The organism is Psychrobacillus sp. (genome assembly GCF_032154225.1).
Lineage (GTDB): Bacteria > Bacillota > Bacilli > Bacillales_A > Planococcaceae > Psychrobacillus.
In genome coordinates this window covers 1-24,547 of record NZ_JALDYF010000010.1, presented here as the reverse complement: position 1 = coordinate 24,547, position 24,547 = coordinate 1, and the positions used below count along the sequence as shown (strand labels likewise).

Annotated in this window: 28 protein-coding genes and 1 rRNA gene; 8 read left to right on the top strand and 21 right to left on the bottom strand. The window is 36.2% G+C overall.

All coding sequences use genetic code 11. From position 1 onward, the window contains the following. The first annotated feature begins 22 nt into the window (after positions 1-22). The 4 genes from RUH95_RS13495 to RUH95_RS13480 all read left to right on the top strand — a co-directional run bounded on the left by RUH95_RS13495 (position 23) and on the right by RUH95_RS13480 (position 2,427). Entirely contained in the window at positions 23-742 is a 720-nt protein-coding gene (locus tag RUH95_RS13495; protein ID WP_313893406.1) for an ABC transporter ATP-binding protein, read from the top strand. Positions 743-754: 12 nt separating this feature from the next. Next, positions 755-1,498: an ABC transporter permease gene (locus RUH95_RS13490; protein ID WP_313893405.1), complete on the top strand. Its 744-nt coding sequence runs from the start codon at positions 755-757 to the stop codon at positions 1,496-1,498. A 63-nt stretch (positions 1,499-1,561) separates the two neighbouring features. Beyond that, positions 1,562-2,020, top strand: coding sequence for a LytTR family DNA-binding domain-containing protein (locus RUH95_RS13485; protein ID WP_313893404.1), 459 nt, complete (start codon positions 1,562-1,564; stop codon positions 2,018-2,020). Next, entirely contained in the window at positions 2,017-2,427 is a 411-nt protein-coding gene (locus RUH95_RS13480) for a DUF3021 domain-containing protein (protein ID WP_313893403.1), read from the top strand. Before RUH95_RS13485 ends, RUH95_RS13480 begins: the two co-directional genes overlap by 4 nt. A 218-nt stretch (positions 2,428-2,645) precedes the next feature. Here the strand turns inward: RUH95_RS13480 and RUH95_RS13475 are convergent, their stop codons facing one another. The 9 genes from RUH95_RS13475 to RUH95_RS13435 form a co-directional block, all read right to left on the bottom strand. Next, positions 2,646-4,172, bottom strand: a complete 1,527-nt coding sequence (locus RUH95_RS13475; RefSeq protein WP_313893402.1) for a tripartite tricarboxylate transporter permease — start codon at positions 4,170-4,172, stop codon at positions 2,646-2,648. Positions 4,173-4,189: 17 nt separating this feature from the next. After that, complete coding sequence (locus RUH95_RS13470; protein ID WP_313893401.1) at positions 4,190-4,639, bottom strand: tripartite tricarboxylate transporter TctB family protein; 450 nt, start codon at positions 4,637-4,639, stop codon at positions 4,190-4,192. Positions 4,640-4,696: 57 nt separating this feature from the next. Beyond that, positions 4,697-5,710 carry a Bug family tripartite tricarboxylate transporter substrate binding protein gene (locus tag RUH95_RS13465; RefSeq protein ID WP_313893400.1) on the bottom strand — a complete coding sequence of 338 codons (1,014 nt, stop codon included), beginning with the start codon at positions 5,708-5,710 and terminating at the stop codon, positions 4,697-4,699. 187 nt (positions 5,711-5,897) lie between these two features. After that, the gene (locus tag RUH95_RS13460) at positions 5,898-6,587 is read right to left on the bottom strand and encodes a response regulator (protein ID WP_313893399.1); all 690 of its coding nucleotides are present in this window, start codon (positions 6,585-6,587) and stop codon (positions 5,898-5,900) included. Continuing rightward, the gene (locus RUH95_RS13455; protein ID WP_313893398.1) at positions 6,571-8,196 is read right to left on the bottom strand and encodes an ATP-binding protein; all 1,626 of its coding nucleotides are present in this window, start codon (positions 8,194-8,196) and stop codon (positions 6,571-6,573) included. Before RUH95_RS13455 ends, RUH95_RS13460 begins: the two co-directional genes overlap by 17 nt. A 6-nt stretch (positions 8,197-8,202) precedes the next feature. Continuing rightward, on the bottom strand, positions 8,203-9,132 hold the full coding sequence (locus RUH95_RS13450; protein ID WP_313893397.1) for an AEC family transporter: 930 nt from the start codon (positions 9,130-9,132) through the stop codon (positions 8,203-8,205). 104 nt (positions 9,133-9,236) lie between these two features. Continuing rightward, complete coding sequence (locus RUH95_RS13445) at positions 9,237-10,400, bottom strand: PstS family phosphate ABC transporter substrate-binding protein (RefSeq protein WP_313893396.1); 1,164 nt, start codon at positions 10,398-10,400, stop codon at positions 9,237-9,239. Positions 10,401-10,452: 52 nt separating this feature from the next. Then, positions 10,453-10,998 (bottom strand): NUDIX hydrolase, encoded by a 546-nt coding sequence (locus RUH95_RS13440; protein WP_313893395.1) that lies wholly within the window; start codon positions 10,996-10,998, stop codon positions 10,453-10,455. 19 nt (positions 10,999-11,017) lie between these two features. Further along, a complete protein-coding gene (locus RUH95_RS13435; protein WP_313893394.1) occupies positions 11,018-11,977 on the bottom strand; it encodes a D-2-hydroxyacid dehydrogenase family protein in 960 nt (319 codons plus the stop codon). A 155-nt stretch (positions 11,978-12,132) separates the two neighbouring features. On the opposite strand from RUH95_RS13435, the gene RUH95_RS13430 reads away from it, so the two are divergent. After that, the gene (locus RUH95_RS13430) at positions 12,133-14,295 is read left to right on the top strand and encodes a M28 family peptidase (protein WP_313893393.1); all 2,163 of its coding nucleotides are present in this window, start codon (positions 12,133-12,135) and stop codon (positions 14,293-14,295) included. A gap of 52 nt (positions 14,296-14,347) precedes the next feature. On the opposite strand, the gene RUH95_RS13425 is transcribed toward RUH95_RS13430, so the two are convergent. Next, entirely contained in the window at positions 14,348-15,082 is a 735-nt protein-coding gene (locus RUH95_RS13425; RefSeq protein ID WP_313893392.1) for a sulfite exporter TauE/SafE family protein, read from the bottom strand. A gap of 163 nt (positions 15,083-15,245) precedes the next feature. On the opposite strand from RUH95_RS13425, the gene RUH95_RS13420 reads away from it, so the two are divergent. Further along, complete coding sequence (locus RUH95_RS13420) at positions 15,246-16,244, top strand: PQQ-dependent sugar dehydrogenase (protein ID WP_313893391.1); 999 nt, start codon at positions 15,246-15,248, stop codon at positions 16,242-16,244. 37 nt (positions 16,245-16,281) lie between these two features. After that, positions 16,282-17,421, top strand: a complete 1,140-nt coding sequence (locus tag RUH95_RS13415; protein ID WP_313893390.1) for an FAD-dependent monooxygenase — start codon at positions 16,282-16,284, stop codon at positions 17,419-17,421. Positions 17,422-17,466: 45 nt separating this feature from the next. On the opposite strand, the gene RUH95_RS13410 is transcribed toward RUH95_RS13415, so the two are convergent. From RUH95_RS13410 to RUH95_RS13370, 10 genes are all read right to left on the bottom strand, one after another. After that, positions 17,467-18,360 (bottom strand): IS3 family transposase, encoded by an 894-nt coding sequence (locus RUH95_RS13410; RefSeq protein WP_313893389.1) that lies wholly within the window; start codon positions 18,358-18,360, stop codon positions 17,467-17,469. A 124-nt stretch (positions 18,361-18,484) separates the two neighbouring features. Continuing rightward, on the bottom strand, positions 18,485-18,652 hold the full coding sequence (locus tag RUH95_RS21525) for a hypothetical protein (protein ID WP_397469510.1): 168 nt from the start codon (positions 18,650-18,652) through the stop codon (positions 18,485-18,487). 586 nt (positions 18,653-19,238) lie between these two features. Beyond that, the gene (locus tag RUH95_RS13405) at positions 19,239-19,469 is read right to left on the bottom strand and encodes a hypothetical protein (protein ID WP_313893496.1); all 231 of its coding nucleotides are present in this window, start codon (positions 19,467-19,469) and stop codon (positions 19,239-19,241) included. A 152-nt stretch (positions 19,470-19,621) separates the two neighbouring features. Next, positions 19,622-19,843, bottom strand: a complete 222-nt coding sequence (locus RUH95_RS21575; protein ID WP_483880138.1) for a phage holin family protein — start codon at positions 19,841-19,843, stop codon at positions 19,622-19,624. A gap of 29 nt (positions 19,844-19,872) precedes the next feature. Next, positions 19,873-20,574, bottom strand: a complete 702-nt coding sequence (locus RUH95_RS13395) for a hypothetical protein (protein WP_313893388.1) — start codon at positions 20,572-20,574, stop codon at positions 19,873-19,875. Then, positions 20,571-21,305, bottom strand: a complete 735-nt coding sequence (locus tag RUH95_RS13390; RefSeq protein WP_313893387.1) for a hypothetical protein — start codon at positions 21,303-21,305, stop codon at positions 20,571-20,573. Before RUH95_RS13390 ends, RUH95_RS13395 begins: the two co-directional genes overlap by 4 nt. Then, positions 21,289-22,167 carry an ABC transporter ATP-binding protein gene (locus tag RUH95_RS13385; protein WP_313893386.1) on the bottom strand — a complete coding sequence of 293 codons (879 nt, stop codon included), beginning with the start codon at positions 22,165-22,167 and terminating at the stop codon, positions 21,289-21,291. Before RUH95_RS13385 ends, RUH95_RS13390 begins: the two co-directional genes overlap by 17 nt. 2 nt (positions 22,168-22,169) lie before the next feature. Beyond that, positions 22,170-22,538, bottom strand: a complete 369-nt coding sequence (locus RUH95_RS13380; protein WP_313893385.1) for a GntR family transcriptional regulator — start codon at positions 22,536-22,538, stop codon at positions 22,170-22,172. A 105-nt stretch (positions 22,539-22,643) separates the two neighbouring features. Then, positions 22,644-22,769, bottom strand: coding sequence for a hypothetical protein (locus RUH95_RS13375; protein WP_313893384.1), 126 nt, complete (start codon positions 22,767-22,769; stop codon positions 22,644-22,646). Next, positions 22,766-23,623, bottom strand: a complete 858-nt coding sequence (locus tag RUH95_RS13370) for a helix-turn-helix transcriptional regulator (protein ID WP_313893492.1) — start codon at positions 23,621-23,623, stop codon at positions 22,766-22,768. The genes RUH95_RS13375 and RUH95_RS13370 overlap by 4 nt, the downstream gene beginning before the upstream one ends. 177 nt (positions 23,624-23,800) lie before the next feature. Here RUH95_RS13370 and RUH95_RS13365 point away from each other — a divergent pair, with 177 nt between their 5' ends. Continuing rightward, the gene (locus RUH95_RS13365; protein WP_313893383.1) at positions 23,801-24,154 is read left to right on the top strand and encodes a VOC family protein; all 354 of its coding nucleotides are present in this window, start codon (positions 23,801-23,803) and stop codon (positions 24,152-24,154) included. Positions 24,155-24,284: 130 nt separating this feature from the next. Here RUH95_RS13365 and rrf read toward each other — a convergent pair. Beyond that, positions 24,285-24,400 (bottom strand): 5S ribosomal RNA (gene rrf, locus RUH95_RS13360). Between the last annotated feature and the right edge of the window lie 147 nt (positions 24,401-24,547).

Here is a 24,547-nt window from a genome sequence, read left to right as displayed (position 1 = left end):
AAAATTACTGGAGGCAATTGCAATGAATATTATCAACGTCAGCAACTTAAAAAAAGATTATGGAACGAACAAAGTTTTACAAGGTATAGAATTTCAAGCGAATGCAGGAGAGATCATTGGAGTAATCGGCAAAAATGGTGCTGGTAAATCAACATTCCTAGAAATATTAATGACACTAAAACAATATGATACAGGTACAGTTACACTGTTTGATGAAAATATAAAATCCCTTTCTACAAATAAACTCGAACAAATTCGCAAGCAGATTTCTGCAGTCCTGCAACCAACTCAATTTTATAAAACATTAAAAGTAGAAGAGCTATTAAAATTATTCAAATCCTATTACAAATCAACCGTCGACATTCAAAAAATTATGGAAGACTTCAAGTTGGAGCCTCATCGAAAAAAATACTTCGATAAACTTTCTGGAGGATGGAAGCAAATCGTTAGCTTAGCAATCGCATTTTTATCCGAACCTAAGCTTCTCATATTGGATGAGCCGACTACTGGACTTGATCCACATATGCGCAATATTCTATGGTCTTACATTACGGAGTATAACAAACGAACAGGTGGCACGGTTATTTTGACGACACATAATATGGATGAAATCGAGTTGTACTGCGATAAAGTATTGCTTATCAATAACGGAGTGAATGAATTTTTTGATACAACCGAAGAAATTTTGGCATCTGGCTACAAATCAATCAATGAATTTTATCTTATGAAAGTATCTATTTAAGGGGGAATTAGTATGTTAGCGACACAACTAAAATACGATTTATTAATGTTTTCGAGGGAATTATTTTACTTAGTTTTTACGATCATTGTACCACCAGTAACGTATATTTTCATGGGGCAATTGTTCGGTGACCAAACATATGGCGGCAACTTGAGCTATGCACAAACATACACACCATCATTTATCTTACTTATTACATTCTCTGTTGTTTTCTTTGCCTTTGGATTTGATCAAGTAACACACCGCACAACAGGCGTTGAGAAAAGAATAAGCCTCTCACCTGTTTCTAAAAATATTCTTTTACTGTCAAGTATCACCCGTTCTGTCATCATTACAAGTCTTGGATATGCACTTATTTATATAATCGGTTTGCTTATATATGATCTGCAATTCAACTTATTTAACGTACTAGCTTCTTACGCTTTTTTCATCTTATTGAATGCAGTACTACTTTTACTTGCGTCTGCTATTTATTCTTTTTTCAACAACATGAATAGCGCATTAGTATTTTCCATCGTCATTTTCCAAATCGTTATATTTACAGGTGGATTTGCAATTCCAGTTGCTATGATGCCGAAGTTTGTTCAAGTTATCGCAGAGATTAATCCGTTGTATCATATGAATAATATGTTTATCTCTGTTTGGAACGGGCAACTTTCTATGAACAATAGCACATTCCTTTCCATCGGATACATCATTGTACTAGTTATCGCCTCTTTCATTATTATCCGTTTTATGAATAAACGAAAAATTTAATTAAATCCTTACAGACAATTGGAAACGAACAGTTTACAATTATGTCTAAAGGGGTGTCGAAGATTGAAGGTTTCATTAAATATTGATAGTGATTTTAAAGAAACAAAAGTAAAGATTGAAACGCCTGAATTGGACGATTCGATCCAAGAAATTCTCGATTTTATAAAAGGGCGTGAAACGGAATTCCTTGTTGGAAAAGATGGAGAGATGCAACATATTTTAAAACCAGATGAAATTCACTATTTTCATACCGAAAATGATGGAGTAGTTGCAGTGACATCAACAGGTTCCTTTAAGTTAAAAGAGAAACTCTACGAACTAGAAGGAATTCTTCCCACCAATAAATTCATCCGACTTTCGAAATCTGTCATTGCAAATTTGCATGCATTAAGCCGTTTTGAAGCATCATTTAACGGAACACTTTGTGTATATTTTAAATCGGGTGAAAAGGAATATGTTTCACGAACTTATGTTAATACGATTAAAGAGGCATTAAAGATGAACAGGAGGAAAGGTGAATGAAAACCTTTTTGTTTCGTAGTATGGTTGGTATTTTCTTCGGTGCATTTATCGCAGTCATTTTAACAAATTCTGTTGTACTTTTTAGTGAAAATGATACGTTGGACGGACAATTATTCCTGAAAAACTCACTTGGTTCTATATTTTGTGGCTGGTTTTTCACCGTTAGCCCTCTCTATTTTGAAAATCAAAATTTAAGTCTTGCTCGACAAACAGTACTTCATTTTATCACTGTAAGCATTCTATCTTTTGTCTTATCATTTGGGATCGGTTGGCTTCCCTTCAACCTAACTAGCGTGTTGCTAGCAATTGCATTCTTCCTATGTTTCTATGCAGTTATTTGGATCACGTTCTATCTTTATTTTAAGCGTCAAATGAAAAAACTGAACGCTGAAATAGATTTACTTTGAATGATATAAAAAATACATAGTAAAAAGAGCAACTAGTGCACTACTAGTGATTTATAAAATATTGAAAATGAATTTCAAAAAATATCCAAATTTCAACTCATTTTCGCTACTCGCAATTTTTCCGTCACTAGATGGTTGGATGAAACAGAATCCATTCTATAAATTTATATATTTTCTATCTAAAAATACAGACTCATCAAACTGAGTCTGCATTTCTATTAATCCTCTTCATTTATAATAATTTGACGACCTTTAAATTTTAAGATTAAAGGAACAAGTAACCATGCTGCTGCACCCACGATGAAAACAAGTGATAACGGCTTCGCAAAGAAAATACCAAAGTCTCCATTAGAAATAGTTAACGCACGACGTAAATTATTTTCAATCATCGGTCCTAACACTAACGCTAATACTAAAGGGGCTACCGGGAAATCATTTTTCGATAATAAATAACCTAAAATACCACAGCCAATTAATAAATACAAATCAAACGTTGTATATTGAACTGCATAAACCCCGAAGAAAGAAATTGCAATAATCATTGGCAATAAATACTTTTTCGGCGTTTGAATAATCTTTGCAAAAACACGTACTAACGGCATATTCAGAATCAGTAACATTAAGTTACCGAGGAACATACTTGCGATTAGCCCCCATGCAACTTCTGGATGCTCATCGAAAAGTAACGGGCCTGGCTGAATATTGTACATGATTAATGCTCCCATTAATATTGCTGTTGTGCCTGATCCAGGAATTCCCAAAGTAAGTAGTGGAATCATTGCTCCACCAGAAGCTGCATTATTTGCTGACTCAGGGCCAGCTACACCAGCAATATGCCCTTTTCCAAATTTCTCTGGATTTTTACTGAATTTTTTCTCTGTTGTATAAGAAAAGAATGACGCAAGTGTTGCACCCGCTCCAGGTAAAACTCCGATAAAGAAACCTAAAAGTGAACCACGTACAATAGGTACTGCACTATCTTTCATATCTTGCTTGGTTGGTAAAATTCGATGGATTTTCGCAATTGCCCCCGATTCTTTATCTTTCTCTAAAATCGTTTTAACTACTTCCCCAAGCGCAAATAATCCTACTGCAATTGTTAAAAACTCTAACCCTGAATATAACAATGGTTGGTCGTATGTAAAACGAGCGATACCAGAAACTGCATCAATCCCTATTGTCCCAAGCATAAGTCCAAAAACAGTCATCATTAAAGCTTTCGTCATCGATTTTCCAGCTAAACCACTAACTGCCGCTAATCCTAATAACATTAAAGAAAAATATTCTGCTGGTCCGAACTTTATCGCTATATTGGAGAGCGGCTCCGCTAGCAGTACAAGACCTATTAAAGAAATAATTCCTGCACAAAATGATCCGATTGCTGAAATGGCTAAAGCTGCACCTGCACGCCCTTGCTGCGCCATCTGATAACCGTCTAACGTCGTAACTACCGAAGATGATTCACCTGGTGTATTTAACAAAATAGACGTTGTTGATCCGCCGTACATCGCTCCATAATAAACCCCTGCTAACAAAATAATCGAACTCGCCGCAGCTGCACTTGCAGGCATTCCCGAAGTAATCGTTGCTGTTACAGGAATAAGAAGAGCGACACCACTCATCGGACCGATACCTGGTAGAACTCCTACTGCCGTTCCAATAACAACGCCCACAAATGCGAACAATATATTATGCCATTGAAAAGCTAGTTTGAATCCTTCCACTAAAAATTGTAATGTATCCATAGTTTAACCCCTCTCTCCTAGAACAGTGGAAATCCTGGTAATGAACCACCAAGAAGCCCCGCGAATAAATAATAAACACCAAATGAAAACACTGCTGCAATGAGTACCGAGTTAATTATTTTCCCTCGTTCTACTGTTTGAAAAGCAACAAGCAAAAAGGCAAACGTCGAAACGATATATCCGATTTTCTCTAAGAAAAAGGCATATAAAAGTGCGCTTCCAAAAATGATAAAAAACTTTTTATATTGTAATTGCTCTTTCTCAGATCCTTCTTTTTTATATTTAAATGTTTCATATAAAAGTCGAATACTTAACCCCATTAAAATAATACCTAGCCACATTGGAAATATTTTCGGTCCTACAGAGGAACCATAAGCACTGTCAGAAATTTTCTGACTTTCTATTAAAAACAACAGTCCAATGAGCAGAAAAGCAACTCCAGCAAATTGATCGAATTTTTTAGTCATATTCATAACTCTCCTAATAGAAAAGGCGACCGCACATGGTAGTCGCCCCCACCTATCTTATTTTTGCATGCCAAGTGCTGTTAATAACTCAACAATTACTTTATCTTGATCTTCTAAATAAGTAGTAAAGTCTTTTGAATTACGATATTCGCTAGCCCACCCATTTTTCTCTAACTCTGCTTTCCACTCATCTGTTTCTACCATTTCTTCGATCTTTTCATTCCAATAGTTAGATGCGTCGTCTGACATTTCTTTCGGTCCGAAAATACCGCGCCAAATTGTAAACTCTGCATCTGTTCCAGCTTCTTTAAATGTTGGTACGTCTGCTAAATCACCTTCTAAACGCTCTGTAGAACTAACCGCCAATACTCGTACATCACCTGATTTTACATACATTGAAATCGTAGAAGCATCTGTAGCAATTACATCCGCATTTCCACCAAGTAGAGCCGCAACTGCTTCCCCACCACCATCATACGAAACATACTTCACTGATTTCGGATCAATTCCAGCTTTAAATGCCGGTAAAATTCCTACAAGATGATCCATTGACCCTGGTGCTGATCCCCCCGCTAATGTTACGGCTGTTGGATCTGCTTTCAATGCATTTAAGAAATCTTCCATCTTATTAAATGGAGAATCTGCTTTTACTACAATTGCACCGTAGTCACGAGTTAATTGCGCTAATGGCTTTGTATCTTTAAAGCCGTAAGGACTATTTCCTTCTGCTTTATTGTTATTTATAAGAATTGGTGGAGATTTAACCATCAATACATGATCATTTTTCACTTCTTTTGTTGCAAATTCAGCCATGTAAACTGCTCCGCCGCCACCTGGCTTGTTTTCAACTTGAATAGATTTTTCAACCAGTCCTGTATCACCCATTGTTTTAGCAATCGCACGTGCCGTTAAATCCCATCCACCACCAGCACCTGATGGAGCAACGACCACAATATTATTCTTTGGATAATCAGACTTCGATTCTCCGCCACCATCTGATGAACAAGCAGCTAGTCCAACCGCTAAAGTAGTTACTACAGCTATTGAACTAATCTTTTTCCATATTTTCATAAAATCCCCCTCAATCCAAAATGTTTTGATAGCGTTTTCATACGCCTGTCGTTAATTTATCAAAACATTTCAACTATTTAAAGCTTATGGTTATAAGTTCGATAATGAAAATTAAAATCATTTTGTTCATTCTGTTCACGGCGCTGAAGCTAGACAATCACTAAGTATGAAAGCTTATACTTTCTTATCAGTGGATAAAGTACCTTCGCTCTGGTCTACCAACTGTTCCGTAGATTAGTTCTGCATGCACACGTCTTTCTGAAACTAAATATTCTAAGTATCTTCTAGCTGTCGAACGGCTCACACCAATTTCTAATCCAAGGCCCTCTGCTGTAACACCTTGCTCGATTTTCTGCATATGCTTCACTACTTTTTCTTTTGTAATCGGGTCAATTCCTTTTGGTGGAGCCGCCTCTAACTCATAGTTTGGAGTAGCAGCATTATTATTCCAAAGGGACTTGATAAAATCTTCCTGTACGTCTCCATCACTTGCTAAAATATCTCTTTTGGCTTTATATGAAAATAAACTTTCTTTAAACTTTTCAAATGTTAGCGGTTTCAAAATATAATCCGCCACACCACTTCGAAATGCCTTCTTTACAATATCCGCTTCTGCAGCGGCCGTTATAAAAATAATATCCGTTTCTGGACTATGGTCTTGAATAATCGTCAATAAATCTGTACCTAAAGTATCTGGAAGGTATACATCTAAAAGGATTAAATCCGGTCGATACGATATAATCCAATCCTTTGCCTCTTCCCCTGTATAAGCCGATCCAATCACTTGAAAACCTTCCACCTTCTCGATAAACCGCCTATGAATATCAGAAATTCGCTTATCATCCTCAATGATCAATACTTCAATTTTTTTTGTCATGCAAATACCCCCCTTTTGGAATAGAAACGATAAATAACGCTCCACCTAAATCCCCTTTTTCTAAAGCAATCGAGCCACCTAAATCATCTATATTTTCTTTTACTTTTACTAAACCAAACCCTCGCTCTTCATCACCTTTTGTGGAGAATTTCTTCGTCCAAAGAACATCGAGCACTTCCTCTGACAGCCCTGTACCAGAATCTTCTACCTCGATCAATATTTCTTCTTCATTTTCGATTAATAATATACGAACCATTCGTTCCTCTTCTGAAAACTCCTCTACCGCTTCAAACGCATTCGTTACTAAGTTTCCGATAATCGAAACAAACAAATGCTTTTGCAAATGCTTCGGTAATTTTTCCAAATAACTATCTTCATCCAAAATAAATCGCACCTTTAATTCCCTTGCACGATTTAAAAATCCAATAACAATTCCACCAAGAAAAGGGTCTTGTAAGCGCTTCGTCATAAATTGAATTAATGATTGATGCTCTGCTGTTTCTACATGTATTAAGCTAAGCGCCTCCTCATAAGAATTCAATTGGATCAATCCGGATATTGTATATAAAAAATTATTGTATTCATGTGTTTGGGCACGTAATGCTTCCGTATACTGCTTTACTTGTGACAATTCCTCTGCCAGTCGATCAATATCCGATTGTAGGCGAAAACTAGATACTGCTCCAATAATCTTATCCCCTACACGAATCGGTATTCGATTGACAATCGCTTTTTTTCCCTTAATTTCCATTGGACGATCTAGCTGTTTCTCCCCTGACTCCAGCACTTGTGGCAAATGAGTATTCGGTATAAGCTCCCAAATATCTCGTCCGACGAGCCCTGTTTCTACTGGCAATGATAACATTTCATACGCTGCTGAATTGACCATCGTTATTGCGCCGTATTCATCTACCATAATAATTCCTTCTCGTACGGACTCGATCAATGCATTACGTTCTGTAAATAAATTCGCAATTTCGGCTGGCTCTAAATTAAATAATTCCTTTTTAATACTACGCGCTAATATACCCGAACCAAAAACACCTATTAATATAGCAAGAACTACGTTAAACGTAATATTATCTGTATATGACATAAATACAGTCGTCATTCTATTTTGCAAAAAACCAACTGAAATAACACCAATAATTTCTCCACTCTCATCGAATACCGGTGCTTTTCCTCGTAAAGCACTTCCAAGTGTTCCAGTAGCTTCTGAAACATAAGATTGACCATGTATAAGTGCTAATTCGTTGTCATCACCAACCATTTTCTGCCCAATTCGTTCTACAACTGGATGCGCATAACGGATGCCGTCTTTATTTCCAATAACAACATACGCTGCTCCTGTACTTTCCCGAATAGACGTTGCAATCGGCTGAAGTTGCTCGGTTGGGTTATCCGCCTGAAAGCCTTTAATAATATCCGGTCGCTCTGCGGTTGTTTTCGCAATGCTAAGCGCTCGTTCTCCAATTTGCTGCTCAATTGCATCCGTCATTATAAAATAAAAAGAAACTCCAATAGTAATTGCTACTAACGATACAACAGCTGCACCAAAGGAAAAAATCCTAGATTGCAATGATGCTCTTTTCGTTCCCCTTTTCTTCATGTGTTGCTACCCCCATAAAATATTTGACAAATAAATCACGATTGTTACAGTCACACAGCTAACTACAGTTGAAAACAACACAATTTGAGCTGCTAAATTTGGTTCTACATCATACTCCAATGCGAGAGTAGAACTATTTCGAGAAGTTGGAAACGCACTTGCTATAAACAAGGACTGCGCAACTACTCCCTCTAATCCCATAAGCATGATTAAACATAAAGCAAGTACAGGTCCTACAACTAATCTACCAATCGTACTCGTTATAATGAGCTTATTAAAAATGGTCTTAATATCTAGTTGGGCTAACTGTGCACCAAGCGTAATTAATGCAATCGAAATAAACGCATTCGCTAAATAATCGATGGGAATGCGTAAAAAAACAGGAATGCCAATATTCCAGAAGTTCATCACTGCACCTAAAATTAGTGCATGAACGATTGGCAATAGGAGCAAACTGCGCAGTATATCTAGACCTGACTTCGTCGATGATATTAAATTATATAGGCCATATGTATACGTAATAATATTTTGGAAAATCACAATGATAATTTGAATGGAAGTACCTAGGGGATTCGTAGCAAACAGCATCTGACTAACCGGAATTCCGTAATTCCCTGAATTTATCAATACAATACTATTTTTATATATAGCAGATTGGTTTCTATCTAATTTTAATAGTTTACTAATAAATGAGCTCAACACCATCAAACACACGCTGAAAATGACTAAGTAAACAATAATTTCTACTAACACTTCCACATTAACACTCGTTTCATAAATATTAATAAAAACAGCCGCTGGCATTAAACAATACGTGATTAAATTAGATAACGCTTTCAAATTGAATTTAAACTTCAACTGCAATGCTGCTCCAATTCCAAGCATTATTAAAATAGGTGCAACTACTTGAAAAAAAACCATGCTTAAATAAACCAATGGAATTGCTCCTTTCACCAAACAAAATACTCTTTCCAAATATTATCATAGTTTTTTAAATTTTCTATCAAAAAGCTCCTAACAATTAGTTAGGAGCTTTTTAGTTACTCATTTAGTGATACGTATCCAGTTTTTTCAATCAATTCTTGTCCTTGTTCAGATAAAATCCATGCAATCAATTTCTCCACATTCGGATTATTAGTATTAGCTGTCACAATATAAAACTCCGAACTAATCGGATAAGTCCCTAATAGAATCGTATCTTTTGTTGGGGCTACACCATTTATTTCAAGCAATTTAATCTGATCGTTTTGGACCATCCCTGTTGAATAATAGCGGAATGTATAACCAATTGCATTTTTATAATTTTTGTACTGAGACACTTCATTAATAATTCCACCCATTCCAGAAGCAATATCCTCCGTCGGTGCCGCCATTATTGGCGTATCTTCCATTACATGCTGTAATGCTGACTGACTTCCACTACCTTCAGGACGCTGAAATGCACGAATTTGGTCATTTCCACCACCAAATTCTTTCCAATTCGTTACTTTTCCAGAGTATATATCTTTAATTTGCTCCATAGTAAGACCATTGATGGAATTTTTTTTATTAACAAAAAAGACAAATGCTTCTCGTCCAATAGGTGTCATTTTTAGCTCTAGTCCATTTTGTTTAGCTGTGACTAGTTGCGCCCTTGAAGGAGCTGCTGCAAAGATCATATCTACTTTTCCAAAGATTAAATTACTATAGGCATCTGGCGTCGTATTGACCATTACTTCACTTTCATATGGGTTATAGCCTTTTTGGGGATATGTTGCTTGCACGAAAGCAGAATACAGTGGGTATAAAGCAGTTGCACCATCTATTTTGGGCAAATCCCCTGTCAATTGTAGCGTAGATGCATCTTCCAACGTTGCAACTTTTGAAGACTCAGTAAAAGGCTTATATTCATATACATTCACCTCTGCATAAACAGTTGGAATCCGATTTTTATACGCATGATTTATCGCCGGAATTGTACTAATTAAAACAGCTGCTCCCACGACACTTGCAAAAATGACCTTTCGATTTTTCGTTATGAAAAAATGAAAAAGTAACAATACGAAAAAAATATAGGATACAATTGATATCGTTATTATTAGTGCCACATAGTACACTTTTCCAACTAGCAACATCATAAACAGAATAATAACAGTAAAGAAGACCATTCCAATAAGGATAAAAAATGAATATAAAATTGGTTCAATAAGTGACCGTTTCTTCAATACTATTCCCCCTTACTTGCTCATTCTCTACCGGCGATTGGAAATCCTTTTTTTATCTTTTCAAATATGCTTTCGCCATATAGTAAGCACTTGCTGTGAAAAGCTGTGTTGTTATTTTATTTTCACGAATTAAGTTTTCCATGTTTTCAAAGTTCACTAGTTTCACAGTTACTTCTTCCGTATCGTCTAGGTCTTGCTCAAAAGCATGAAATGCTTCTTGGATTAAGTACGTTCTTATTTTATTCGTTTGAGTAGCAGGGTTTACCATGAATTCTCCAAGTAAAATTGGCATTTCCAAAGATGTGAAGCCAGTTTCCTCCTGTACTTCCCTTAATATGCCTTCTTCGTAAGATTCGTTCTCTTCTATCTTACCTGCTGGAATTTCTACAAAGAATTCGTTGGCGGCATGTCTATACTGTTCAACGAGTACAAGTTCTTTTTCTTTTGTAATCACAATTGCATTTACCCACTCTACATATTCATTTACATAATAATCATTGATGACGATGCCATTTGGGAGCTCACATGTATCTTTTCGTAAATTACCAAATGGAGTTTTATATACGTATTCTGTTTGCACCGTTTTCCACTTTTGCATTGTTTCTCCTCCAACTAAATTAATTAATCTTTCGTATAACCGCTCCTGCTAAATATGCTTCGATATCTTCCACTGTTTCACTGTAATACGTTTGATAGTTTCGTTGTGTTACATAGCCAAGATGCGGTGTTGCCAATATGTTCGGCAACTTTCGGAACGGATGATCTACAGGAAGTGGCTCGACTTCAAATACGTCTACCCCTGCTCCAGCAATCCCATTTTCATGAAGTACTTCTATTAGTGCCTCTTGATCGACAATTGCAGCACGTGATGTATTGATCAAATACGCAGATTTTTTCATTAGCTGTAATTCACTTTTCCCAATTAGCCCTTTTGTTCTTTCACTCAAAACTAAATGAATCGAAACAAAGTCGCTTATTTCAAGTAATTCTTCCTTTGATGCTGTAAGCTGCACACCCAACTTATCTGTTTGTTCTTTCGTTAAATTTTGGCTCCATGCAACAACTTCCATTCCAAAAGCCTTTGCTATTATTGCCATTCGACCACCAATTTTACCAAACCCTAATAGCCCTAAACGTTTCCCGTGAAGATCAGCCCCGACTGTACTTTGCCAAGCTCCATTGCCCCGAAGTTCGGTGTTTTCTTGCGTAATATGACGAGCAAGATTCAATAACAAAGCCCAAGTTAGCTCAGTTGGTGGTTCAGACATACTTGCCGTTCCACAAACAGTTACCCCATGCTTTGATGCTGCCGTAAGGTCAATTGATGCATTTCTCATACCCGAGGTTATAAGTAATTTCAATTTAGGTAGCATTTCAAATAAAGATGCAGTAAAAGGTGTCCGCTCACGCATAATAACTACTATATCGAATTCGCTAATTGCTTCGGCCAACTGATCTTCCGTCTCAAAATGATTATGAAAAGATTTTACATCTACCACATCCATAATCCTCGACCAATTAGCCATTTTTAAAGCCACATTTTGATAATCATCTAGAACTGCACATTGAAATTTCATCTTACTATTCCCTCCCACTTTGTTTATTCTCACCTTACACTAAGTTACAATTAAATTCCAAAAACATATTACTATTCTGAAAAAATATTGCTAATCTTTATTAATTGTCGTTTAATTATCTAGTTCGACAAAAATTTTGAAGAGGAATGTGATAAATGAAAAAGATAGTCAGCTACCTGACATTGTTGGTATTCGTCACAATGACATTAATAGCATGCACCCAAGAAGATTCACAAAAGAATGTACAAAAAGAGACTGTTCAAGATGGCAAAATTGTTAGTGTAGAAGATACAAATAACAATTACCTATCTGCTGTAGATGTAGATTATGCTTATAATTTCACAAAAAGTCTCGAAGAATTTAAAACGAATGAAAAATTAGGTTATCGCACTGCCGGATCAGAAGCAGAGTTGAAAACTGGTGAAAAAATTGCTGAAGAAATGAAGAAAATTGGGCTTACTGAAGTTACAAAAGACGAATTTACAGTAGACACATGGGAATTCGAAAAAGCCGATTTAACTTTCATCGATGAAAATGGCAAAGAACATCTTGCTGTTTTAGGAGGCTATCAAGTCAATTTTGATACTAATGGTGTGAAGGATTTAGAAATAGTTTACGCTGGAAAAGGAACAGCAGCTGACCTTGCTGAACTCGATATCCAAGGGAAACTAGTTTTAATTGATATAAATCAACGTGAAGAATGGTGGATTAACTACCCGGCCTATCAAGCACATGTTAAGGGCGCAGCAGGCGTTATCGCTGTCCAAGAAGCTGGATATGGTGAAATCGACCCCGATGCACTAAATGCACAAGACATTTGTGGCCCAGATGATGCACCTGCATTTTCCATGTCTCAAACGGATGGCAATAGTTTAAAGAAAGCATTAGAAGCAAGCGAAAACGGAACTCTTACCGTTAAGTTTGATGCAAAATCTACTGTTAAATTTAATGGTAAAGCTTATAATCATTACGGTAAAATCATTGGTAAAGATCCAGAATCGTATATCATTTTATCTGCACACTATGACTCTTACTTCTCCGGATTCCAAGATGATAACGCGGCTATTGCTCTAATGATGGGAGTAGCTAAAGGATTAGTTGATAGTGGATACCAACCAGAAAAAACGATTATTTTCAACGCGCTTGCTGCGGAAGAATGGGGCGTTTCGAACTCTCGTTATGACTGGTCTACAGGCGCATACAATCAAATTTTCAATGTTCATCCGGAGTGGGTTGGAAAAGCATTTGCTAACATGAACTTTGAGCTTCCAGCATACGAACATACAACACAAGATGAAATCCGTTCCGTTTATGAGTTAAATAATTATTTGACGAAGTTTGCAAAAACGGTTCCAACTGTGGAAGGTGTTTATAAAGACGGTATTTCCGTAGTATCACCACTTCGCACTTGGTCAGATGACTTCTCTTTTGCCATCGCAGGTGTTCCGGCGCTTCGAAATGACTTCCAAGATAGTGATTTCATGCGCTCTCATTACCATTCTCAATTTGATAATGAAGACACATATAACAAAAATGCATTGGAATTTCATTTGAATTTATATGGTTTACTTTCTATGTACTACGATAAAACAGCTGTAGTACCACTCGATTTCACTACTCGATTAAATGCATTAAAGGAAGATGTTAATCCAGAAATATTTGGACAAGCAAACATTTCTTCTGACAAGCTTATTGCTGAAATCGACAAGACAATTGAAATTGCAAATGAAGTAAACACAAAAGTAACAGATATAAATGAAGATTACATCTTAGCATTAACAGCTGGTGATGAAAAACTTTCTAAAAAGCTTTATGATGAAAGCCGAGAATTGAATAGTGGCTTACTTGCTGCATTTAAATATGCAGAAGATCAATTTGTGCGACTAACTTGGGAAGACGAACCAATTTTCCCTCATATGCATGCACAAAACAACATCGAAAATTTAGCATTATCTATTGATGCATTAAATCAAGGAGATATAGCTGCTCCGTTGGATGAGTACTTATATGCAATTGATAACAACTGGTATGCATATGATTTCGATAAGGAAGTATTCACTTACTTTACAGACTATGTGCTTAAAGCTCCTAAAGAAAAACTTATGTGGGGTGCTGGCAGAATCGTTGATCATGAAAACTTGTTCGACACGATTAAATCTTTGCAAGAAAAAAGAGATAATCCTAACGCTGATGTTTCAGCCGAGTTAGCAACATTGACTGATGCTCTAGAAAGACAAAAAGAACTTTTAAAAACGGCTGTTGCAGATGAAGAAACAAGTGTACACGAACTTGGCAATATGCTGTCAAAGCTGAAATAATTAGTATTTGAAACGACCCATCCAACAGGTGGGTCGTTTTTATAATGTTGACCTATTTCAAATAATCTACAACAATTTGTACAATCAATAAAACAGTTACTAATCTAAGAAGTGGCTTAATATGTTCCGATTTTAATTTGCGTGCTAATCTTACTCCAAGCTGGGCACCCACAATAGCCCCGAGCATTAACGCAAATGTAATGGGCCAAATGATTTTTCCGGTAGAAATATACGTGATGGATGCGCCAAAGCAACTTGCAAAAACACCAATGCGCGACAAGCCTACCGCTCGAATATAAGCGATTTTTTGACTCGCATACAAATAAAGTGCAAGCGTACTACTCCCTGGACCAAACATTCCATCATAAATACCGATTCCAAGTAAAGCAGGTCCCGTTTTTTTATTCACATGTAAAACTTCTTCCCCTCCAAAGTTTCCTTTCCCCATGAAAGATGTAATAAAAGCAAAACTTAATAACAAGATAGCAATAATCGTTAACACTTCACCACTCAAAAAAGAAGCAATTAAACCACCTAGAATTCCTCCGCCTAAACAAAATGCAACGACAGACATCGCTTCTTTCACTGATACTTCTTTCTGTTTAAAAATAACAAGGAAACTAGACAAAGAGCTTACTGTATTGGATACTTTGTTCGCACCGATTGCAGAGTGAACTGGCAGCCCCATAAGTAACATCGTTGGTAAGCTGATAAGCCCTCCTCCTCCAACTAATGTGCCAATAATATTACCAACAACACCGACGAAAAAAAATAGGATAAATTCCATCTTAATGCCTTCTTTCATGTCAAACCTAATGTGCTCCTAGCATACCCCTCCTTTCTTGATAAGTAAATTCGATAGTTTTTATCATTTACCATTAGTAATACTTATCGCTACTTGCAGGAGAATTCACTTAGTAAAGGGAAATACTATTAAAGGAGGGATTCCATTGAAAAAATTAGTCTTCATTTCACTTATCTTATTCGGTTGCTCCGATGAAACGATCGAGCAAGAAAAATCTGCCGCAACAAAGATAGCTACAAACTTACAAATTCCATGGTCTATTAACGAACACGATAAAGCATTTTATATTTCTGAGCGAGTAGGTACAATTGCAAAGATAGAAAGGGATGAAGAAGTTACACACGAAAAAGTAGAACTTTCAAGCACTCTTTCCAATGCCTCCGAAGCTGGGTTACTCGGTTTTATTTTAAAAACTGATTTCCAACACTCACAGGAAGCATTCGCTTATTACACTTATGAGCAAAATGGTTCTTCCTTCAATCGTGTAGTGACGGTCAAGAACGAAAATAATATATGGCATGAAACAAAAATTCATCTAGATAGCATACCAACTGGCAATATCCATCACGGTGGACGTTTAGAAATTGGACCAGACGGACTTCTTTATGTAACAGTTGGAGACGCTGGAAACCCTGACAATTCTCAAGATAAAACATCTATCAATGGCAAGATTTTGCAAATGAAAGAAGATGAGTCATTTGAAATTTTTTCAACTGGTCATCGCAATCCTCAGGGGCTTGCTTGGGACAAAGATGGAATACTTTATGAAGCAGAGCATGGACAATCCGCAAATGATGAGATTAATCGATTAGAACAAGGAAACAACTATGGTTATCCTATCATTCAAGGAACTGAAACAAAAGATGGCTATAAATCACCAATTATAACTTCCAAAGATATAGAAACATGGGCACCTTCTGGTATTACGTTTCATAAAGGAAAACTATATGTTGCCACTCTTCGTGGAGAAGCGATTAAAGTGATGAATGTGGCGACAGGAGAAGTTGAGCAATCCATTACCGGCTTTGGTCGTATACGAGATGTTTATTCTGATGGCGAATCCCTTTATTTCGTAACAAACAATACAGATGGGAGAGGAACCCCAAACGCTGAAGATGATGTACTGTACCGATTAAATGAGTGATTTGTTAATATAGTATGTATGAGAGGTGTTGGACACAATGGAAATTGTAATTATTGGCGGAGGAATTGGTGGTCTTTGTGCTGCTGTGACACTTCAAAAACAAGGACATTCAGTTAAAGTGTATGAAACCTCCCCTACTTTTCAACCTGTTGGGGCAGGTATAGGAATCGGATCAAACGCCATGCAAGCACTCATGAAAATTGGAGTTGGAGAGCAAGTTTTCGAAAAAGGAAATATACTACACACGCAAATTTTTCAAAATGCTCAAGGACGCACGTTAAACACAATTGATTTCAGCGTGCTGAAAAAACGCTTTGGTCAAGAGAGTATTACGATCCATCGCTCAGACTTACATCGCACATTTTTAGAAGCACTCGAACCAAATACCATTCATTACAAAAAAAAATGTGTGAACACAGAACAAACTACGGAAAAAGTAACTGCTTGGTTTGATGATGGAACGCAAATAATAGCAGATTTACTAATTGCTGCAGACGGTATACACTCCCCGATTAGAAGAAACCTAATGCCCGGATCTGAAGCCCGCTATGCAGGATATACGTGCTGGAGAGGAATTGCGGAAAATAAAGGGCGAATAGATGAGTACACCTCGACAGAAATATGGTCCACAGGTGGACGCTTTGGTATGGCACCTATGAGTAATGGACAAGTATATTGGTTTGCATGTATTAATGCGAAGGCAAGAGATCCTTTTTATCAAAACCTTGAACGAAATGAAATTGCCAATTTGTTTAAAGAACTCCCGGAGGTTGCATCTGAACTAATTCGCGATACACCTTTCGAAAACATTCTTCACCATGACATATCCGATATGAAACCACTTCGACAATTTGTTTTTGACCGAATCGTCTTACTTGGTGACTCTGCACACGCAACGACTCCAAATATGGGGCAAGGTGCTGGCCAAGCAATAGAAGATGCACTTATATTAGGAAACGCAATTCAACAATTTACAAATTGGAAAGAAGCATTAATCCACTATGAAAAAAAGCGAGTAATACGGACTGGAAAAGTCATTCGAATGTCTAGACAAATTGGAGCAATCGCACAGCTTCCCTTTCGCTCCATTGCAAGTGTTCGTGATTTTTTATTTCCCTTTATCCCTTCTAGTTTATTGCTTAGAAGGCTGAAGTTTTTATTTGATGTAAAGCTTTAAAAAAATACCCCCAAGTGGGGTAGTGACCCCTTAAAGTTAGAGTTTTTATTTTGCAGCTGATTGGCTGGTTTGAGTTCGGTATTGTACTGGACTTAGGCCAGCCAATTTTGCTTTAATTCGTGTGTTATTGTAGTAATCGATATATTGCTCAATTTTTCGTTTTAGCTCCTCATACGATACCAACTCTTCGCCATAATACATTTCTTGCTTTAGAATACAAAAGAAATTTTCCATTGCCGCATTATCTGCGCAAGTTGCCTTTCGGGACATGCTTTGAAAAATTTTGTTTTGCTTCAATGTATTCATCCATTTTTTATGCTGGTAATGCCAGCCCTGGTCCGAATGAATGGTCGATCGATATTCCGCTTCCTTTTTTATCATCTCTACCGCTTGATTTAATGTCTCCATCACGAAATCGAGTGTAGGTCTATTTGAAATGCCAAAAGTGATAATTTCACTATTATATAAGTTGAGCATTGGGCTTAAATAAAGCTTGTTGCCTTTTGTACATTTAAATTCCGTCACATCTGTTACAAGTTTTTGAAGAGGAACAGACCTATTGAATCTACGATTCAGGAGATTTTTGACTACTTTACCAACTGTGCCTTTATACGAATTATAGCGAGACTTTCGTGTGAATTTCACGCATTTTAATCCAAGCTCGCTCATAATGCGCTGAACCTTTTTATGATTGATGACATAATCTTGCGCTCTTAACTCTAAATAAACACGACGGTATCCGTATCTTCCTTCGTGTTGTTGAAAACTTCTCCTATTAACTCTCTCCACTCTTTGTCTGGATCTTCTTTCTTTAGTTGTTTCACTTGGTAGTGATACGTTGCCTCTGGAATCTTTACTATCTCTAGTACATCGCTTAATCGGAATCCTGCTTCTTTGAGTTCGAATGCCAGCGCTGCTAGTGCTTTTCGAGGAAGGCATTCGGCTTCTCCTGAAAAGCTTTTAACTTTTTTAAATAAGCAATCTCTAGGAGAAGAAGCTCATTTTCACGTTCTAACTGTTCTTCACGAGATAATTCTTTTTCTAGTTTTCCTGGTTTCGCTTTTTAATTTTTAGACATAGGAGGCCGTCCTTTCGCTTTTTCTTTCAAGCCTTCTATACCTTCTTTCAGTAAAATACGGTTCCAGTTCGCGATTAAAGAAGGATTATTCATGTTAAATTCAATCGCAGTATCTAGGTAAGAAGTTCCTGTTCGTTTCATAAAGTTTAATATATCTAACTTGAATTGAACAGAATAAACTTGCCTTGTCTGCTTCCTACGTAGTCCTTCTTCAGTAAATCCTTTATAAGCACGTACCCATCTTTTGATTTGAGATTTGCCGGGTATACCGAATTAAATAGCTAATAATCTATAGCCTAAAGTACCTTCTAAGTATTCTTTAACAACCTTTAATTTTAATTCATCGCTATATTTTGCCATACAAAAACACCCCAAAGGTTAGATTTTTTACTCTAACTTTTGGGGGGCAGCACTTGGAGATGCTTAGATAGAATTTTTTTTAAATGTTTTTTTCAAAATGTCAGAGAAACCCATAAAAAAAACAACTAGTGAAACTGCAATTTGTTGTATTAAATCTAAATCGTTTAAATAAAAATAAAATATAATGCATGAAACTAATAGTAGTGATAACATTTTAAACCTTTTATTCTTATTATCTTCATCTAACAAAGATAATAATATTGGAAAAATAAATAAATAAGGAATGGTTGGATACCAAATAAAAACCAAATAAGATAGTAATTGTACCATACGAAAAAATAAGTTTGATTTAGAATCCAACTTCATAGCAGATTGCTCCTTACATTCTTATGTCTACTCTAAAAGCAGTATCTTTAGCATAATGAGTGTCGTTTGCTTTATAGCTGTTATTAAGAATATTATAAGTAAATTTTTTTGAACTAAGTATTTCCTTTTTATAGATTAACTCAAAAGTCCATTCACCACGTATAAGTTTTGAACTTGTTTTTAATACAGCGTAGTAGTTTCTAATACCGTTTTGATTATTTTCTTGTAATAATTCATGATCCATAAAATAAAGATTTCCTTTTCCATCTTTACACCATTTTCTGTAATGCTAATGAATTCTATCGCAATATAAGCAATTGCTATACCGTCACCAACATGTTCGCTTCCAAATAAAATACTTTCCACTAAGTATACTGCTGCAATGAGCAATAGAATTTATAGCTTTCTAGCAAATCCAATTGTACCAATTCGACTAGATAATTGTTTATTTACAAAAGCGGAAATTATTCCTGTAGCGTAATCAATCGCCAGAACTGCTAGTAATATAGCCACTGCAATACCCACTCCATTTACAAGATAAGATACTAAAAATCCGACTGTTCCTGTTATTCCTGCAATCCATTTTTCTAATATGTTCACTCCTTGTTGTTTATACACAAAAAGAGCACACGAATGGGTACTTTTCGTTAATATAGCAGAAATCCCAGTTCATCTACTACATTCATATGTTTTGGTACTTTCAAGTAAATATACGTTTCCCCTTGCATGTCTAGAGATCCATACTCATGCCTTGATAAAATTCCAGAAAGACTAACTAACTGATTTGAAAACCCATAGAATTTAATTTCCTGCTTAGCAGGCCTTTCTATAAGAAGTTCATTTCCTTGCCACTGCATTTTCAACAATGGAAGTTTATCCTTCAAGTTTGAGCCATACATATATAAATTCGTTCGATACATTTTTCCCTCTACTACCCGTTCCTTTGTATCTGTCCATTCGACATATCCCCTTACTGCTGGCCTATCTGATCCTGGAGAAACGATTGCAAACGTATCACCTTCTAACTCCTGTGTCCATTCTTCTATTAAAAACTTGGTATCCAGTTTACTTACTTCATTATTACCAAATGCTTGTTTAAATGCTCGATTTTCATTTTCAAACTGATGATATTCTTTTTGAGTAATCATTTCATACCCGCTATCAGGGAGAAATTCATACACTACAGCGGCTAATAAAAGAAGACCAGTATAAACAATAATAACCCCTTTATTAAAACGCTGATTCATACTTATATGCTTTGCTACTTTTTTTAATCCTCCAAAAATAAGCCATGCGATGACTAGCATAATAATAACAGGAAGAAGTGATAATATCGCCACATTACTCATGCCCTAACCTCCAATCTATTAGAGGTTACAATGGCAAGCGCAAACAAAATAATCGTTATACTAACCAGTTTAACAAGCAAAAACAACATAGATTCATTTTCCATAAATACGTATGCAAGAAATGCTTGCCCCGACTTAGTCACTGGTATGGCTATTATGAATGCAGGTATTAAAACCATAAATACCTTACTTTTTTGAAGTAGCATTCCCCCAAAATAGCCTGCTGAAGCGGCAGTTAAGATTAGTATTATGATCACCATAACGTTTAGATATGAACTAAGTGGATTTTCTAAAATACCTGGACTTTTCAAATAACTAGAACTACCAAAAAGAAGAAGTACAACTCTTAATAAATAATTCGATAAAAAAGTGGTTACTCCAGCAAATACACTCACCATACAAAGTATAATAATATTCGCGATATTACCGCTCAGACGAGTTGTTACAAACGAAAAATCATCATAACGATATGCTTTTGTCGTAATAAGATTTCCCACAAAAAGTGCCCAAATAGCAACAAACATAAAAACACCATCATGAGTAACAATATTTACTTGGATCGAAATATTGTCGATGCTAGTTCCCATCGAGCCAGTTCCATTTAATGAGATAATGAGGCCTACTAGCTGTACAACAATTAGTGATAAAACAGCTCCCATATATGCAGTCATCTTGAACCTAACTTGTGCCCTAACCACTTTTCCAAGAGAACTTTTACTTAAAAACATCATCGATTCCCCCCTTCGTATCACTCGTTACATACATACAAACATCACTTGCAGATACAGGCTGAATTGTAACCCCTTCATATTTCATCGAACTATCTTTCCTCACCACTGTATATTGAAGTTCTCTATTTAGTTGTTTCGTATGAAGGATTTCCTGTTGATTTATATACGCTTCAACTTTTTCTGTAGGACCTTGAATACCAACCGCATACTCTTTCACTTCATCTAGTGACTGATGAAAGACAACTTTTCCTTTATGAATCAAAAGAATATCTTCTAGCAAATGTTCTATTTCTGCTAAATGATGACTAGAAATAAGAATTGAGCGAGGATACGCAATATATTCTTTGAGTAATGCACGATAAAAATCAGTTCTAACTGCCTCGTCCATCCCGTTTGTAGGCTCATCAAACATTGTTAATGAACATCGTGTCGCTAATCCAAAAATTGCATTAAACATAGCCTGATTGCCCTTAGATAATTTCGAATGTTGCTGTTTTGCATCCAAATTAAAATATTCGAATAAACCTGTAGCAAGTTCTGCATTCCAATTTGGATAAAAGCTAGGTGCCATCATTAAAATTTCTGTGAGTTTTAATGTGTCAGGGAAGCTCATTTGATCATCTACAAGGATACTGTTTTCTGATACGCATAAATTATTAAATGGATTATTTGAGAATACTTTAACCTCTCCAGAACTTTCTTTCATAAAACCAGCTAGTATTTTTAGTAGTGTCGTCTTACCAGCACCATTACGCCCAATCAATCCAGTAATTTTTTTGTCTTCTAATTGAAATGTTATACTTTCAAGTGCATTCTTTCCCATATATCGTTTTTTTACATTTTGGCATTCAATGACCGTCACTTCTATTCCTCCTCACATTTTTTTATTAGATGAATGAGTTCCTCTTCTGAAACAGATAGCCTTCTTGCTTCTAATACAAGGTCCATTGCCATCCGTGTGAGCGTTTCACTTCGTCGTTTTTCCAAAATCATTATCTTCGCCTCTGGTGCAACGAACATGCCCAGTCCCCTTTTCTTATACAATACTTTTTCTTCCACAAGTATCGTTAATCCTTTTGCAGCAGTTGCAGGATTAATATTAAATAAATCTGCCAATTGATATTGAGAATGTACTTTCCCGTCACTTAAAAATCGTTCTGCAATAATTTCATTCTCTATCCATTCTGCAATTTGAATATAAATAGGTTTCGTACTATCTGCATTTAGATTCATGCTATTCATCCTCCCTTCATGTATAGTGCATTAGTGTTGTAATGTAGTATATAATACTATACATATAAAGTCTACTAAAAAAAGCCCATTCGATTGAATGAGCTTTTAGAATAATCCTCTTATAAATTGACCAATGATGTTACCAATATAATACTTAGCGATAATGATAAGAACGATGAGAAGACCAGTAGTAATAACAATTCCTAACTTTTTTACATTGCTATCAATCATTCATGGCTTTCCCCCATATCTTTAAATTCTAATTCAAAGTCTAAGTTAGATGGTTTCGATGGCATATTTTCTGGCATCATTATATTGGTAGAAGGAGTTTTTTTATCAACTTCAACAAAAGTAAACTCATCCATCCATACCTCTCCACTGCCCTGAAGCATAACACCAAAAAAGATAGCACCTGCATTTTCAGGGACATCTAATACAACGGAATAATAATTCCACCCGGTCGTCCCTGTAATCGGTCGATTTTGCATATTATCAAATTGCAAAGTGTCTCCGTCTTTTCCATCTATCCGCATCCATAATCCCGTAAAACCCTCAACTCCCTTTGTTTGGATAAAACATGACAATTTCATACGCTTCTCATACCATTCATTTGCATGAAACTGTTGCATTACAGTACCGAACTCACCTTCAAGAATGGATCTTACTGATCGTAGATGCCCCGCTACTTTTCCTTGATGGACATTTTTAAAGTCCCTTCTCATTTCATAGCCTTTATTATGTGCACCACTTAAAAACCAACCTTCCATCATCTCTACCTCCTGCTCGTTTTTTTCTTCCAATAAAGTTCGCATGAGCCCACGATACTTGCCTGGTGGTAATCCATAAGCTTTTCTAAAAGCCCTTGTAAAAGATTCTTGCGATTCAAATTGATACTTAAATGCAATGTCTAATATTCGTGTATCTGTATAGATTAAGATATTTGCTGCACTCGTCAGTCTGCGCTGACGCACATATTCATGCAGTGACATTCCTACTTTTTCTTGAAACAAACGATGAAAATGAAAGAAAGAATAACCTGTTAATTGAACCACTTCTTCATTTTTGACTGGTTCCTCTAGCTTCATTTCTAGCCAACTTATTGTCCTTTGAATAATATCCACCAGCCCATGCACCTCCCTTAATACTAATATTAATAGTTTTACTATGGATTATTTTGATAATTTTTGCGAACTTTGTATTCTATAAAGGGATTTTTACATCTAATATTGAATTAGATATAAGAGAGACGGAGGTTATGTTAATTGAAATTAGGACAAGTTGCTGTAAATGTAAAAAACGTGGACCGTGCTGTTGCGTTTTATAAGGATGTAATCGGTTTGCCATTACTATTCGAATCAAATGGTCTAGCTTTTTTCCAATGTGAAGAGACACGCTTACTATTAAGTTGCGCTGAAACAGAAGAATTCGATCATCCTAGCTCTGTACTGTATTTTACAGTAGATGATTTATCAACATCTTTTAATAAGCTGAAAGAGGCAGGAACAGTATTTATTAATGAACCACATATGGTTGCAAAAATGGGAGATACAGAAACGTGGATGGCTTTTTTTAGAGATACTGAAGGAAATACACATGCTCTTATGAGCGAAATTTAGTTTAGTGCTCCTCTTAGAAGCATTTTTGTTTAATTTATATAAATTTCATATAGCCATCCGATTAGCCAAGTTTTCTCTTATAAACCACAAAAAAGCCGCTACCGATTACTCGGTAACGACTTTTTTCAATGCCCAGCGACGTCCTACTCTTGCAGGGGGAAACCCCCAACTACCATCGGCGCTGAAGAGCTTAACTTCCGTGTTCGGTATGGGAACGGGTGTGACCTCTTCGCCATCATCACTAGACTAATTAAGTTTTCACTACACTAATGTGTCTTGAAACGCTTAAATTAGAGTGTTTGTTCACTCAAAACTGGATAAACGACAATTGAAACAAGTAAATTCATATTTGGTTAAGTCCTCGATCGATTAGTATTCGTCAGCTGCACATGT